The following is a 14,107-nucleotide window of genomic DNA, read 5'->3' as shown; positions in this document are numbered from 1 at the left end:
TACATCGCTTCTTTCTATTCTTCTTGCTATTCTTCTTGTTCTTCTTTTATCTTCTCAACTTCCGATTTCATTTTAGGATATTTGATCCGAGAATGGAAGGTACTGCTTAAACCGCTGATCAATGATTTTTCTACTTTACGGATTTCTTTTAACGTCAATCCACTGTCGTCCAATTGTCCATCGGAAATACGCTCTTCTATAAGATTATGGACAAAACTTTCGATTTTTTCGCTCGTTGGATGGTCCATTGCCCGTACTGCCGCTTCACAACTGTCAGCTATATTGACGATTCCTGCTTCACGGCTTTGAGGTTTTGGTCCAGGATAACGGAATTGCTCTTCCGTGACTTCCGGGTTGCGTTCCTTTGCCTTAACGTAGAAATAACGCATCAGCGTGGTTCCATGATGCTGTCTGCAAATATCGATCACCATTTGCGGCATATTATAATCTTCCAATATTTTGGCACCATCTGTCACATGTCCAAAGATAATATGTTTACTGTCTTCTGGCAATAAGAAATTGTGCGGATTTTCCGCTCCTGAAGGCAAGTTCTCAACGAAAAAGCTGGCGTGTTTGATCTTGCCGATATCATGATAATAGCAAGCTACTCGAGTTAGTAAAGAACGTCCACCGATTTCTGCTACAGCATTAGCACTTAGATTGGCTACCATCATGCTATGGTGATACGTACCTGGTGCTTCTTCCAGCAACTGTTTCAATAAAGGATGATTAGGATTGCTGAGTTCATTTAATACGATCACACTATCATCATTGACCATCAATTCAATATAGGGGTGCAGACCTATCGTCAGCAAGAATGAGAACAATGCACCTGTGAATCCGCAGACTAGCGTTAACCAAGTCGTTGCATCCCCAAAGCTCATTCCTTGGTAGATAATCAAAATGACATCCATCATCACAGGAAAAATAATGACCCACATAGCAGCGGATAACCCTTGTTCTGAGATCCGTTTGCGTCTGACGATCGTTGCCATGAGACCAGAAAATACATAGGACATCAAAATAACTGTCAGAAAGTTCGTGCCAATCGAATCATAAAAAATGAAAAGTGCGGATACTGCTTGGAAAATACCAGCCATGATCCCTGCTCTTCGATTCAAGAAAAAGCTTAAAACAAGTGGAGCAAAAGCCGCGGGGTAAAACAGCGGAATATAAGCAGCTTGTTCTGTTTGGAAGAGTTGGAAAAATTTCATTAGTACGACGCTGACTGACATTGCTGTCACGTAGAAAAGTACGTATTTTGTTCTTTCTCCTGCATTTTGAAATTGGAGTGAATTATAAATCAGTACACCGATTTGAAGCAAAACAGCTAAAACCATGGCAATGAGTGGGAAAATCGAAGTCGTTTGATTCGTCAATCCTAGTAATTCCAATTTTTTCATCGCTGAAGCATCAATTTGATTTCCTTCGCGAACAATGATTTCTCCTTGGAAGATCATCACTGGTTGTACAGCTTCTCGTGCAGATTGTTTTAATTCTTCTGTCTTTTTCTCATTCAATACATCATTGACTACAATGCCTTGATCCACTAAGTAGCGAATCATTTGTTGCTGCTCTGTTGTGACATTCAAATATTGAATCTGATCTTCTGCTTCTTGTTTAAAAGCTTCCAATTCGCTTTCACGAACTTGTTTACTCATCTGTTCGTCAATGAGCTTCAAACTTTCATCCCTAACCGTGTGAATTTCCGTTTCAGTCATTTCAAATATCGTCGAATAAAAATTGTTCGGCAGTTTTTGGTAAAACGCAACGTTTTCTGCATTCACGTTTTCAAAATTTTTCTTCAGTGTAGCAATCCGCTCTTCTGTAGTAGGTTTCGGGATATTTTCATCTTCCTTCGCCTTATCTACCTTGTCATTATAAGATTTGTTGATGGTATCATTCGTCTTATCGATCAATTCGAATAATTGCTTGATCCGATTGTTCTGGTCATTTGCCAGATCTTTTTGATAAGTATATTCTGGAGTCACTGCTTCTGCTGCCAGTTTTCTTCTTTGTTCGGTTTCTTCCGTGTTCTCGATCGTTTTATTCGCACGGATACTCTCTTCTGCTACTTGGCCTTCTCTAAAATCATTGGCCTTTTGTTTGACACTACTAAATGTAACGCCGCAGACAATGATAAAAAACAAGAACAGAAGGAAAGGCAATGCTGCCTTTCCGAGTTTTTCTTGTAGTTTCTGCAGTGTTTTATTCAACATGTGCTTATCCTCCTAAGCAAAGCTTATTCTTGATGAAGATCCGCCTTTTCATAAGCTTTGATGATTTCGGCAACTACAGGGTGCCGAACAACGTCACTTGCTTCAAAATTAACAAAATCGATTTTTTTGATTTGCTTTAGTGTTCGTTCTGCATGAACAAGACCACTTGTCGTCCCTCGAGGCAAGTCTATCTGACTTGTATCCCCATTGACAATCATTTTTGATTGATAACCGAGACGGGTCAAGAACATTTTCATCTGAGCGACTGTCGTGTTTTGTGCTTCGTCCAAGATAACGAATGCATCATCCAATGTCCGCCCCCGCATGTAAGCTAAAGGTGCGATTTCGATCACGCCTCGTTCCATCAATCGGTTCGTATGATCCAATCCAAAAATTTGGTATAAAGCATCATAAACAGGCCGCAGATAAGGATCCACTTTTTCTTTCAGATCCCCTGGTAGAAAGCCTAGGTTTTCCCCTGCCTCTACAGCGGGCCGCGTCAAAATGATTTTTTGCACTTCGCCTTTTTTTAAGGCAGCAATTGCTAATACTACGGCAAGAAACGTTTTCCCTGTTCCGGCTGGCCCTACACCAAATACGATGTCATGTTTGGCTACCGATTCAACGTATTTCTTTTGACCGCTGTTTTTTACCCGTATAGGTTTTCCATTACGGTCTTTGACGATCTCTTCCTCATACATCTCAACAAAATAATCTAATGTACCTTTTTGCCCCATTTTCAATGCCGTCACGACATCTGATGTACTTACGTGGATTCCTCGTTTGATCAATTCCTGTAATGTCCGAATGACTGAGGCAGCCAAGGAAATCTGGGATTGTTCACCAATGATCTGAATGATTTCTCCACGTGTATGGATGGTTGTTTCCGTTGTTTCCTCGATCAGTTTTATATGCTTGTCGTGTGCACCTAAAAGCATGCTGACATCATCAGCAGCTGTCAATCTAATCTCTAAAGAACTAGACTCTTCCGTCAAAAATAGACATCCCCTTTTTTTCGATTCATTCTTTCCTATTTTACCATACTCAGAAGAAACTATATAGCAAATAAGAAAAGGTTGTAAAAGAGTCGTTTAACCATACGTACCAAGAAACGTTAAAAAATAGCCGTTTCCATTCGCTAAAGGTCTCGTTTTGATAAAAAGAAGCTGAGAATGTAAGTTATATGAAAGTGGAGAACAAAATATTCCGTTTCATTCAGCAGGTATTCTCTAGGTATTTTTCTTGTTTCAAAAAAAAGAAAACAAAATAGTTAAAATATTCTTGCATTTCAAAAAAAACAGGTGTATTATTACGTCAACAAATAAACATACAGCAAAGCGTCGAGGAAAACAGTAGGCTATTCAACGATTTATTCCCAGTGAGTCATGTAAGTGAGAAATGACAATAAATCGAATAGACGAACATCATTTCCGAGTCAATGTCGAAAACGTAGATCATTGTGGCTGCCTCCATTATCAGGCTAGCGGATAACTTTATCAAAAAGCGTCCGTGAATGAAGAAGCTTTTTTAAGCGAAAAAAGGTGGTACCGTTCTAGAATCTAGAGCCCTTTTCCCAAGTGGAAAAGGGCTTTTTTTTATATTTTAAGGTGGTGGTTTTCATGGAATCTGATATTAGTGGCATTACTAATTGCTGCAACGTTTATATCGTCAATCAAAATGATAATTATTGGAGGAAAAATTTATGGAAGAAACAAAAACTTATTCATGGAAACAACTATTGATGGTCAGTTCACTTATCTTCGGGATGTTCTTCGGGTCAGGTAATCTAATCTTTCCTGTCCACTTAGGTCAAATGGCTGGCGCAAACTGGGTCAGTGCTGGCGTAGGTTTTGCCATCTCAGGCGCTCTTTTCCCATTACTAGCTATCTTAGCTGTAGTAGTGACAAAAAGTGATGGTCTGTATGACTTAGCTAAACCTGTTGGAAAATGGTATGCTGCCTTGTTCTTAATCCTTGTTCATTTGACGATCGGACCATTTTTCGGTACACCACGGACAGCTGCTACTGCTTTTGAAATGGCTGCTAAACCATTTTTGCCTGAAAAATATAATTCATTAGGTATGTTTTTATTCTCTGCTCTTTTCTTTTTACTTGCTTATTTCCTTACTGTCCATCCCACACGGTTGGTCAAATACGTCGGAAAGTATCTAAACTCCTTGTTTCTTGCATTATTAGCAATCATTTTTGTCGTTTCTTTATTCCACCCAATGGGAAATCTAAATCAATCTGCTGCAGATACTTACCAAACAAACGCTTTAACAAATGGTGTCCTAGAAGGTTATAACACGGTTGATGCAGTAGCCTTGCTTGCCTTAAGTGTCACTTTTGTCCATGCAGTCCGTGACCTTGGTTTCAAAGATAAAAAAGTCACAGAATTAACAGCAAAAGCTGGTAGCCTGAGCGTTGCGCTAGAAGTCATGATCTATTTTGGTCTTGTTCTTCTCGGTGCGATGAGTTTGAATAAGATGTCTTTATCAGAAAATGGCGGAACTGCACTTTCTCAGATTACTAATTTTTATTTAGGTAACTTCGGCGCTAGCTTCTTAGGAGTGATGGTCACATTAGGTGTCTTCACTACCGCTATGGGACTCGTTGTTTCTTTTGCACAAGATTTCCATAAACTGTTCCCTAAAGTCAGTTATATGACATGGCTGCGGTTAACGACTTTCGTCTCTTTTGTCGTTGCAAATGCTGGTTTGGACAATATCATCCAATGGTCTTTACCAGTGTTGATGCTTTTGTACCCATTGTCGCTTGCGTTGATCTTGCTTTCCTTAACAGCAAAATTTTTCCAAAAGACACCATTTGTCTATCAAGTAACGATGTTGTTTGCTGCTGTTCCCGCCGTATTGGATATGCTGGCAAATTCGCCTGCTTTAGTGAGTCAACAAAGATTTGTAGCAAGCATGCTCGAATTTTATCATCATCACATTCCTTTTGCTGCATTAGGACTTGGTTGGATGGTCCCAACGTTACTTGGTTACGCTGGCAGCCTACTGTTTTATTACGCCTATCGCCTATCAGGGTATAAACAAGAAGCAAATGAACTACCAGAAGAATAACCAGATCAAACACAATTTAACATAAGAAATATTAAACAGGAAAAAACCAGCTAGATGAAAGAATCCTATTCTTTCGTCTAGCTATTTTTTAGATTTCTTTTTTACGAGCACAAAAAAACTGCGGACAATGATTGTCCGCAGTTTAAATGATAAAATTAAGATTGTAATAGTTCTTTCACAATGGCATTTACTTGGTTTCCATCTGCTTTTCCTTTGACTTTAGGCATGATCGCACCCATGACTTTGCCAAATTCTTTCATTGATGAAGCACCAGTTTGTGTGATTGCTTCTTGAACAAGTTGTCGAATTTCTTCGTCGGAAAGTTGTTCCGGCATGTATTTTTCGACTATCACAATTTCACTTTTTACTTTTTCAGCTAAATCGTCACGTCCTGCTTCTTCAAACTCATGCAAAGAATCACGTCGCTGTTTCATTTCGCGAGACAACACCGTTAATTCTTCTTCTTCTGTCAAGTCGTGACCTTCTTTAATCTGCTCGTTTTGTATAGATGACTTGATCATTCGGATGACTTGTAAAGATTCCTTATCTTTCGCTTTCATCGCTGTTTTCATGTCATCGTTTAATCTACTTAGTAGTGACACACTACCAACTCCAATTCATCACAGAACTAGAATTTTTTGCGTTTTCTAGCTGCTTCAGATTTTTTCTTGCGTCTTACACTTGGTTTTTCGTAGAATTCACGTTTACGAGATTCTTGTAAAGTACCCGCTTTTGACACGGAACGTTTGAAGCGACGAAGAGCATCGTCAAGTGATTCGTTTTTGCGAACGACTGTTTTTGACATGTTAATTCCCTCCCTCCGAGCTTAAAAAGTAACCGTAATTGTTATTGAAATATATCTCAAAAAACAAGACTGTCCTGTAAATATTATATCTAATGCTGTTTTGACCGTCAAGGAAATCTTGCTTTTTTTTAAAATTATCAAATGTTATTTTATTTAAATCCTTATTGACAATTTTCACATCTTCCGAAAATCTCGAATCTATGCCCTTCGATCGTACATCCACCGAGCTGTTCTTCGAAATAATTCATTGGACACATATGGATTTCTTTCGTTGTTCCGCACACCGTACAGATAAAGTGATGGTGATGGCCGATTTCCCCTTGACAGCAATGAAAACGAAACTTCATCTCTCCATTTAAATCGGTTTCTTCCAGTAAATCGATTTCTGCAAAATCATGGAGATTTCGATAAATCGTATCATAACTTACTCCTTTGAATTCCTGATTCATATAGTCAAAAACTTCTTTAGCGGATACGTAGCGATTGCGCTTCACTAAATAAGTTAACAATGCTTCTCTTTTTTTAGTATATTTAAAACCGTTATTTTTCAATGTTTCTAGTGATTGTTCGATCAATGTCTGTTTTTTCATGACTTATTCCTCCAAATCAAAATGATTACGAAGTACACATTCTAGAGTATGGTATAATAAACATAAAAAAAATGCAAGTGAGGTTTTATCCATGTCTTCCGATTCTACAGAAATCGTTACTTTTTTTGTCATCTCCGACTCTGCTGGAGAAACTGCGACAAAATTAGCGCAAGCCACTATGGCCCAATATCCTACCGTTGAGTTCAATTTATTCCGCAGAACATTTGTGACAGATGAGAAAACATTGATGCAGGCACTGCAAGATGCACTAAAAGAAAAAGCCCTTGTCCTACACACATTGATCAATCAAGAATTGATCGAGATGACGCGTTCTTTTTGTGAAGAACATCAATTATTTAGTTTTGATGTGATGACTCCGCCGATATCAGAAATCGAGCGCTTAACTGGTATCAAGCCCATTCGGCAACCTGGCGCCCTTCATTTATTGAATGAGAACTATTTCAAACGGATCAAAGCAATGGAATTTGCTGTAAAATACGATGACGGGAAAGATCCTCGTGGGTTTCTAGAAGCAGATGTCGTTTTGCTAGGCGTATCCAGAACTTCCAAAACGCCTTTGAGCTTGTTTTTAGCTAACAAAAATTTAAAAGTTGCCAATCTACCTTTGATCCCACAAGCACATATTCCCAAACAGCTTTGGGAGATCGATCCTAAAAAAATCGTGGGACTGACGAATAACCCAGATATTTTAAACAATATCCGTAAAGAACGGATGCGCTCTTACGGATTAAATCCTGATACTGCTTATTCCGATATCGAAAAAATACGAGCTGAACTCGATTTTGCGAATGATCTTTATGAAAAATTGGGCTGCGTAGTAATCAATGTCGCTTCTTTATCTATCGAAGAAACGGCTTCACTTATTTTGAATGCTTTAGACCTAGAAGATCATAGTTATTATGGAACTGAAACCACCGAAGAAACAGACTAACAGTTTTTCTTTAAAAAAACTGGACTGTGTCAGCGAAGAAGATTCGTTGATACAGTCCAGTTTGTCTCTATTTGCACCTATCGTTATTGATGTTCCACATGTTTGAGCGTCTGGTTCAAAATATCCAGTACGTGAGAATCATCAAGACTATACAAAATCGCTTTTCCCTCACGATGGGACTTGACGACATGGTTTTCTCTTAATAAACGCAGTTGATGCGATACAGCAGATTGTTCCATTTCTACTGCTTGGGTGATTGCTGTCACATTTTGTTCCCCGTCTTTCAGATACAGCAGAATTTTGAGACGAGTGGGGTCACTCAACATTTTGAATAGTTGGCTGACTTTCTCTACTTTTGTTTTTTGCGTGTCTGGCAATCCATTCACCTCCAACTTGAAAAAAGACTGACTTCTAAAGTTTACCACTTTTTCCATCAGTCTCAAGTTTTTTTATTCTTCTGTCATTTTTTTGATAATCGCTTCATAAGCGGCTACTTTTTCAGCTGCGTCTTCTGAAGAGTTTCCTTTTACACCGATATAAAATTTGATTTTCGGCTCAGTTCCTGAAGGACGGATAGCGATCCAGCCATTTTCTTCCAGCGTATACTTCAATACGTCAGATGGCGGTGTCGTTAGTTTTTCTACGTTTCCTTCACGGTCTGTTCTCGTCAACTCTTTGAAGTCTTCTGTTTGGATGACTTTTGCTCCGGCAAATTCTGTCGGTGCTTCTTCACGGAATTTTTCCATCAAAGCAGAGATTTTCGCAGAGCCTTCTTGTCCGCTCATTGTCACAGAAATCGTTTTTTCTGCGTAGTAGCCATATGTTTCAAAAATCGTTTGCAAGCCGTCATACAATGTTTTGCCTTGTTTTTTATAGTAAGCTGCTACTTCTGCTAATAAGAGCAATGCTTGAATCGCGTCTTTGTCGCGAACGAAAGGTTTAACTAAATAACCGTAACTTTCTTCGAATCCGAACATAAAAGTATGGGAATGATCTTCTTCAAATTGTTGAATTTTTTCAGCAATGAATTTGAATCCTGTCAATACATTGAACATGGTAGCCCCATAGTGTTCCGCAATTGCTGTAGGCAATTCGCTAGAAACGATTGATTTCAATACCGCTGCATTTTCAGGTAAAGTGCCTCGCGATTGGTGTGCTTCCAAAATATATTGAGCAAACAGGGCTCCGATTTGGTTTCCTGTCAATACTTCATAGGAGCCATTTGGCAAACGAACGGCTGCGCCTAAACGGTCTGCATCAGGATCTGTTGCAATCAGTAAGTCAGCGCCTTCTTTCTCGCCAAGTCGCATCGCATACTCGAAAGCAGAGTGTTCTTCTGGATTCGGTGATTTGACTGTAGTGAAATCCGGGTCTGCGACAGCTTGTTCTGGAACTAGTACGAATTGTTCGAATCCAGCTTGTTTCAACGCACGTTCGCCCAACATTTTTCCTGTTCCGTGAAGTGGTGTGTACACAAGCTTCAAATCTTTACCCATTGTTTCCACCAATTCATGATCAATCGTTACTGCTTTGATTTCTTCTAGATAAGCGGCATCCACTTCTTCTCCGATGATCGTGATCAATCCGCTATGTTCAGCTTCGTCGTCAGATAATACTTCAACTTTTAACGGATTGCTGACTTCACGGACATATTTCGTCAATGCATCTGCGTCTGCAGGAGGCATTTGTCCCCCATCTTCTCCGTAGACTTTATATCCGTTGTAAGCTGCTGGATTGTGGGATGCAGTTACCATGATTCCCGCAAACGTCTTCAAATGACGGACTGCAAAAGAAAGCTCTGGTGTTGGACGTAAACTTTCGAATACATAAGAAGGGATATTGTGATGAGCTAATGTTTTGGCTGCTTCCATGGCAAATTCTGGTGATTGATGGCGTGAGTCATAAGCGATAGCGACACCTCGGCGTTTTGTTTCTTCACCTTGTGTATCCATGAAACGTGCAAGTCCTTCTGTTGCTTGTCTTACCGTATAGATGTTCATTCGATTGATCCCAGGTCCTAAGATTCCCCGCATGCCTGCAGTACCGAATTCCAACGGTGCATAAAAAGCATCTTCAAGTTTTTCAGGATCTTCACCCAGATCATTTAATTGTTTTTTTAAGTTTTCTTCTAAATTTTCTTCATGTACCCATTGTTCATACACTTGTTCCCAAGACATGAAAATAACACCTCTTTCTGAAATATGGTTCTTAATAAGTATAGCATTCACTTATTAGATATGAAAGTATGAGGACCAAAAAACGCTTAAATCAAGAAAAGATTCTTTTATCAAGCACGGTTACAAGTATTCGCATAAATCGGATTCAGTAGATTTCACGCAAAAAAAAGAGTAAAAGAACAATTGAAACCGTTCTTTCACTCTTTTTAAACTTATGCAGTTGTTTCTTCTAAAGATTCCAAGTATTTATACACTTGTTGTCCAGCAATCCCACCATCACCAACAGCAGTAGTGATTTGTCGCAAATCTTTTTCACGAACATCTCCGATGGCAAAAACGCCTGGTATATTCGTCTTCATTTCGTTGTCTGTTGGAATCCAGCCGGCTTCGTTCGTCAACCCAGCTTCTCTAAATGGTGCAGTTAATGGATCCAATCCTACATAGATGAATACTCCGTCTGCTGCCAAATCAAACTCATTGCCAGTTTTGACATTACGTGCTTTCACACCTGTCACTACCATTTCATTTCCAACGATTTCGTCAACGACTGTATCCCACATAAAGGAAATTTTTTCATTCGCAAATGCACGGTCTTGGATGATCTTTTGTGCACGTAATTCATCTCTACGGTGGACGATGACTACTTCAGAAGCAAATTGTGTCAAATAGATGGCTTCTTCTACTGCTGAGTCTCCTCCTCCGATCACTACTAGACGTTTGTTACGGAAAAATGCACCATCACAAACTGCACAGTAAGAAACGCCACGTCCAGCAAATTCTTCCTCGCCAGGTACGCCTAATTTACGGTGGATACAGCCTGTTGCGATAATGACTGTTTTTCCTTCGTAAGTTTTATCTTCACAAATAACTTCTTTGTGGCTGCCGTGATCCTTGATATCTTGCACGATTCCATAAGCATTTTCTGTCCCAAATCTTGAAACACCTTCATACATCTTATAAGCTAGATCAGGACCCATGATTGAATCGAAACCAGGATAGTTTTCGATTTCTGCCGTATTGTTCATTTGGCCGCCAGGAGCGCCTTGTTCGATCATCAATACGGATAAGTTTGAACGTGAAGCATATAAAGCAGCAGTCATCCCAGCAGGCCCTGCGCCAATAACGATTACATCATACATATGTAGATTCTCCTTTACTTAATCAAGTAAGCATACTTTACAGCCAATGCGAAAAAAAGTCTATTGTTCTGCTTGCGTTTCTCGAATAGCTTTATTATACTCGAAAAATCCGCTGAAAAACAATAGACTTTTATAAATCATTGATCAATCGTTCGAAAGATTTTCTCCATTTGAATCAATTACTTTTTTATACCAGTTGAATGATTTCTTCTTCGAACGGGCTAATGTGCCATTTCCTTCGTTGTCACGATCGACATAAATGAATCCGTACCTTTTCTTCATCTCACCTGTACCAGCTGATACTAAATCAATACATCCCCAAGTCGTATAGCCTAATAGATCGACTCCATCTAATTCTACTGCATCTTTCATTGCCTGGATATGTGCTGCCAGATAGTCGATTCGATAATCATCTTCCACATAACCATTCTCATCGGGCGTATCGACTGCACCTAAGCCGTTTTCTACAATAAATAGTGGTTTTTGATAACGATCATAAATATCATTCATCGTTATTCTCAAGCCTAATGGATCAATTTGCCAACCCCATTCACTTGCTTCCAGATATGGATTTTTGACAGAAGCAAAGATATTTCCTGCAGTCTGTTCCAAGAGTTCGTTGTCAGTAGTCGAAACTCGAGAAGAATAATAAGAAAAGGAGATAAAATCAACAGTATGTTCTTTCAGCAATGCGGCATCCCCAGGTTCCATTTTGATCTGAATGCCATTTCGTTCCATTTCTTTCAATGCATAAGCGGGATATTCTCCTCGTGACTGGACATCAATGAAGAAATAATTTTCTCGATCTGATTTTCTAGAAGCCCAAACATCTTCAGGATTGCAAGTGTATGGATAATATGCTCCTGCTGCCAGCATACAGCCTACTTTGTTCTCCGGATCTACTTCATGAGCAATCTTCGTTGCGATGGCACTTGCAACCAACTCATGATGTGCCGCTTGATATTTGATTTGTTCTTCATTTTCTCCTTCTTCAAAATACAGCCCTGCGCCCATGAATGGTGCATGAAGGATCATATTGATCTCATTGAATGTCAACCAATATTTGACAAGTCCTTTATAGCGATTGAAGATGACTCGGCACAGATTTTCATAAAAACCAACGAGTTCTCTGGAACGCCACGCACCATATTCTTTGATCAAATGCATCGGACAATCAAAATGTGTAATCGTCACAAGTGGCTCGATCCCGTACTTTTGACATTCTTTAAAGACATCCTCATAAAATTTCAACCCAGATTCATTTGGCTCTTTTTCATCGCCCATTGGAAAAATACGACTCCAAGCAATGGACATCCGATAAGTCTTGAACCCCATTTCTGCAAATAAAGCAATATCTTCCTTATAATGATGATACATATCGATCGCAATTTTTGCTGGATAAAAATGATTTTCATCAAATTCAAACATTTTCTTTTTTCCAGTAATGACAGGAAAACGGTCTTCTCCGATTGGCACAACATCTACGTTCGCTAACCCACGTCCGCCTTCATCATAACCGCCCTCGCATTGATTGGCTGCTGTAGCTCCGCCCCATAAAAAATCTTTTCTGAATCCCATCATACTTCCTCCATTACATGTGTATTGCTTGATAATTCTCTTGCCAGTTCATCTTGGACTTCGATTCCTTCTGCTTTTAACCGGCTGATTGTTTCCTTGAATTGCGGTAAATACTGCTGGTGTGCAATAAACAACTCATCCATGATCCGTTTTGCTGTCTTTCCTGATCGTATAAGCGGATTGATCGTAAACGCTTGTAAAGCTGTTCCATAATCACCAGTCACGGCTGCTTCGATCGTCAGCAATTCCATATTCTTCATTACTTGCAACCAGCCTCTTTCAGCAGCAGGAAGGGAACCAAACGCTACATTTCGTGCGCCTTGTGCGCCAACATAGGCAGTGACTTCTACTACACAATCTGCCGGCAGATCAGGAACAGCTCCATCATTCTTTGTAGATACCACGATCTGTGTTTCTTTATTTCCATAGATCGAAGCAATCGTTTCACAGGCAGCATCTGAATAATAAGCACCACCTCGTTTTTGCAATTGTTCAGGTTTATGATCCAACTCTGGATCTTTGTATAATTCAAACAGCTCTGCTTCTGTTTCTTTCACTTGCTGCGCTCTTGTACCAATCGTTTGATATTCTTCTAAAGCATGTTCCAGCATTTCTTCTTCACGATAGTAATAGCGGTGGTAGCCACAAGGGATCATGTTCATTTGTTTTAATTGTTCTTTGAAAAACGGGATGTCAAAGATATTTTTCGGCAATCCATTGTCTTCATCGTATAAATGATCAATCAATTCTGCCGTGCGGTCATTTCCTTTATTATCTGCTACTTTGTGCCAATGGAAGTGATTTAGACCGGCAAACTTGTAGATCAGCTCTTCTTTTTTCTTGCCAAGCATTGTTGGTTCTGTCATCATCGCCATTACTGGCACATTGCATAATCCGATCACTTTATCCCATTTGCCATATCTGATAACTGCTTCTGTCACCATCCCGCTTGGGTTCGCGAAATTGATCAGCCAAGCATTTGGACATAAACGCTTCATGTCTTCAACGATTGCCAAAACCACTGGAACGGTACGAAAAGCTTTGAATATCCCGCCAGCACCATTTGTTTCTTGCCCAATCATCCCATAATAACTAGGGATCCGCTCGTCTTTGATTCGTGCATCTAATTGACCGACACGAAACTGAGTCGTAACAAAATCCGCATCTTTCAATGCTTCTTCCCGATCCAGAGTTGCATAGATTTTGACTTCATACGGAGAAGCATCCCACATACGCTGAGACATCTGACTGACGATCTCAAGCTTTTCTTTTCCTTCTTCTACATCTACGAGCCAGATTTCTCGTATCGGTAATTCCTCATATCTTTTGATAAATCCTTCCATCAACTCGGGGGTGTAACTGCTGCCTCCACCAATCGTAGCGATTTTGATTCCTTTTGCCATGTTCTCACTCCTTTACTTTTTACACTTTTATTATCTTTTTTGTAAACAAAACAAACAATAGAAATTCGTTTCTTTCCAGTAACATTTACAAAAGTTAGTGTTTTCTTCTGGATTTTTGTAAATATCTTGTCAAAAAATGTCTTTATTAAGCTATATAACATA

General features: G+C 39.5%; 13 protein-coding genes. 2 read left to right on the top strand and 11 right to left on the bottom strand.

Translation table 11 applies throughout. From position 1 onward, the window contains the following. Window positions 1-26: 26 nt before the first annotated feature. Both A5849_RS05835 and A5849_RS05830 read right to left on the bottom strand, forming a co-directional pair. Entirely contained in the window at window positions 27-2,219 is a 2,193-nt protein-coding gene (locus A5849_RS05835; RefSeq protein ID WP_002348494.1) for an HD family phosphohydrolase, read from the bottom strand. A gap of 23 nt (window positions 2,220-2,242) precedes the next feature. Further along, window positions 2,243-3,214: a PhoH family protein gene (locus A5849_RS05830; RefSeq protein ID WP_002348493.1), complete on the bottom strand. Its 972-nt coding sequence runs from the start codon at window positions 3,212-3,214 to the stop codon at window positions 2,243-2,245. A gap of 707 nt (window positions 3,215-3,921) precedes the next feature. Between A5849_RS05830 and brnQ the strand changes: the two genes are divergently transcribed. Beyond that, window positions 3,922-5,301: a branched-chain amino acid transport system II carrier protein gene (brnQ, locus tag A5849_RS05825; RefSeq protein ID WP_002348492.1), complete on the top strand. Its 1,380-nt coding sequence runs from the start codon at window positions 3,922-3,924 to the stop codon at window positions 5,299-5,301. 155 nt (window positions 5,302-5,456) lie between these two features. Here the strand turns inward: brnQ and A5849_RS05820 are convergent, their stop codons facing one another. The 3 genes from A5849_RS05820 to A5849_RS05810 all read right to left on the bottom strand — a co-directional run bounded on the left by A5849_RS05820 (window position 5,457) and on the right by A5849_RS05810 (window position 6,696). Beyond that, the gene (locus A5849_RS05820) at window positions 5,457-5,903 is read right to left on the bottom strand and encodes a GatB/YqeY domain-containing protein (protein ID WP_002291695.1); all 447 of its coding nucleotides are present in this window, start codon (window positions 5,901-5,903) and stop codon (window positions 5,457-5,459) included. 26 nt (window positions 5,904-5,929) lie between these two features. Next, window positions 5,930-6,106, bottom strand: a complete 177-nt coding sequence (rpsU, locus tag A5849_RS05815) for a 30S ribosomal protein S21 (protein WP_002287321.1) — start codon at window positions 6,104-6,106, stop codon at window positions 5,930-5,932. Between the two features lie 161 nt (window positions 6,107-6,267). Next, window positions 6,268-6,696 carry a Fur family transcriptional regulator gene (locus A5849_RS05810; RefSeq protein WP_002287322.1) on the bottom strand — a complete coding sequence of 143 codons (429 nt, stop codon included), beginning with the start codon at window positions 6,694-6,696 and terminating at the stop codon, window positions 6,268-6,270. A gap of 91 nt (window positions 6,697-6,787) precedes the next feature. Between A5849_RS05810 and A5849_RS05805 the strand changes: the two genes are divergently transcribed. Next, window positions 6,788-7,648 (top strand): pyruvate, water dikinase regulatory protein, encoded by an 861-nt coding sequence (locus A5849_RS05805; protein ID WP_002294941.1) that lies wholly within the window; start codon window positions 6,788-6,790, stop codon window positions 7,646-7,648. Between the two features lie 83 nt (window positions 7,649-7,731). Here the strand turns inward: A5849_RS05805 and A5849_RS05800 are convergent, their stop codons facing one another. From A5849_RS05800 to A5849_RS15050, 6 genes are all read right to left on the bottom strand, one after another. Further along, window positions 7,732-8,082: a helix-turn-helix transcriptional regulator gene (locus tag A5849_RS05800; protein ID WP_002316410.1), complete on the bottom strand. Its 351-nt coding sequence runs from the start codon at window positions 8,080-8,082 to the stop codon at window positions 7,732-7,734. A 15-nt stretch (window positions 8,083-8,097) separates the two neighbouring features. Then, window positions 8,098-9,825 carry a phospho-sugar mutase gene (locus tag A5849_RS05795; RefSeq protein ID WP_002313517.1) on the bottom strand — a complete coding sequence of 576 codons (1,728 nt, stop codon included), beginning with the start codon at window positions 9,823-9,825 and terminating at the stop codon, window positions 8,098-8,100. A 212-nt stretch (window positions 9,826-10,037) separates the two neighbouring features. Beyond that, window positions 10,038-10,964: a thioredoxin-disulfide reductase gene (gene trxB / locus A5849_RS05790; protein WP_002291688.1), complete on the bottom strand. Its 927-nt coding sequence runs from the start codon at window positions 10,962-10,964 to the stop codon at window positions 10,038-10,040. 144 nt (window positions 10,965-11,108) lie between these two features. After that, window positions 11,109-12,542, bottom strand: a complete 1,434-nt coding sequence (locus A5849_RS05785) for a 6-phospho-beta-glucosidase (protein ID WP_010782557.1) — start codon at window positions 12,540-12,542, stop codon at window positions 11,109-11,111. Beyond that, window positions 12,542-13,945 carry a 6-phospho-beta-glucosidase gene (locus A5849_RS05780; RefSeq protein ID WP_025478134.1) on the bottom strand — a complete coding sequence of 468 codons (1,404 nt, stop codon included), beginning with the start codon at window positions 13,943-13,945 and terminating at the stop codon, window positions 12,542-12,544. The genes A5849_RS05785 and A5849_RS05780 overlap by 1 nt, the downstream gene beginning before the upstream one ends. After that, a partial coding sequence (locus A5849_RS15050; RefSeq protein ID WP_002348489.1) for a hypothetical protein occupies window positions 13,885-14,107 on the bottom strand: 223 nt, incomplete at its 5' end. The genes A5849_RS15050 and A5849_RS05780, both read right to left, overlap by 61 nt.

Source organism: Enterococcus sp. 10F3_DIV0382 (genome assembly GCF_002140245.1).
GTDB classification, from domain to species: Bacteria; Bacillota; Bacilli; order Lactobacillales; family Enterococcaceae; genus Enterococcus_B; species Enterococcus_B lactis.
Note: the sequence above shows the minus strand (reverse complement) of the source record. Positions and strands in the feature narration are given on the sequence as shown.

Excerpts from the sequence above, each read along its gene's own strand:
- trxB (WP_002291688.1), bottom strand. The coding sequence starts at position 10,964 with ATGTATGATGTAATCGTTATTGGCGCAGGGCCTGCTGGGATGACTGCT.
- A5849_RS05785 (WP_010782557.1), bottom strand. The coding sequence starts at position 12,542 with ATGGGATTCAGAAAAGATTTTTTATGGGGCGGAGCTACAGCAGCCAAT.
- A5849_RS05810 (WP_002287322.1), bottom strand. The coding sequence starts at position 6,696 with ATGAAAAAACAGACATTGATCGAACAATCACTAGAAACATTGAAAAAT.
- A5849_RS05835 (WP_002348494.1), bottom strand. The coding sequence starts at position 2,219 with ATGTTGAATAAAACACTGCAGAAACTACAAGAAAAACTCGGAAAGGCA.
- rpsU (WP_002287321.1), bottom strand. The coding sequence starts at position 6,106 with ATGTCAAAAACAGTCGTTCGCAAAAACGAATCACTTGACGATGCTCTT.
- A5849_RS05780 (WP_025478134.1), bottom strand. The coding sequence starts at position 13,945 with ATGGCAAAAGGAATCAAAATCGCTACGATTGGTGGAGGCAGCAGTTAC.
- A5849_RS05805 (WP_002294941.1), top strand. The coding sequence starts at position 6,788 with ATGTCTTCCGATTCTACAGAAATCGTTACTTTTTTTGTCATCTCCGAC.
- A5849_RS05795 (WP_002313517.1), bottom strand. The coding sequence starts at position 9,825 with ATGTCTTGGGAACAAGTGTATGAACAATGGGTACATGAAGAAAATTTA.
- A5849_RS05800 (WP_002316410.1), bottom strand. The coding sequence starts at position 8,082 with ATGGAAAAAGTGGTAAACTTTAGAAGTCAGTCTTTTTTCAAGTTGGAG.
- brnQ (WP_002348492.1), top strand. The coding sequence starts at position 3,922 with ATGGAAGAAACAAAAACTTATTCATGGAAACAACTATTGATGGTCAGT.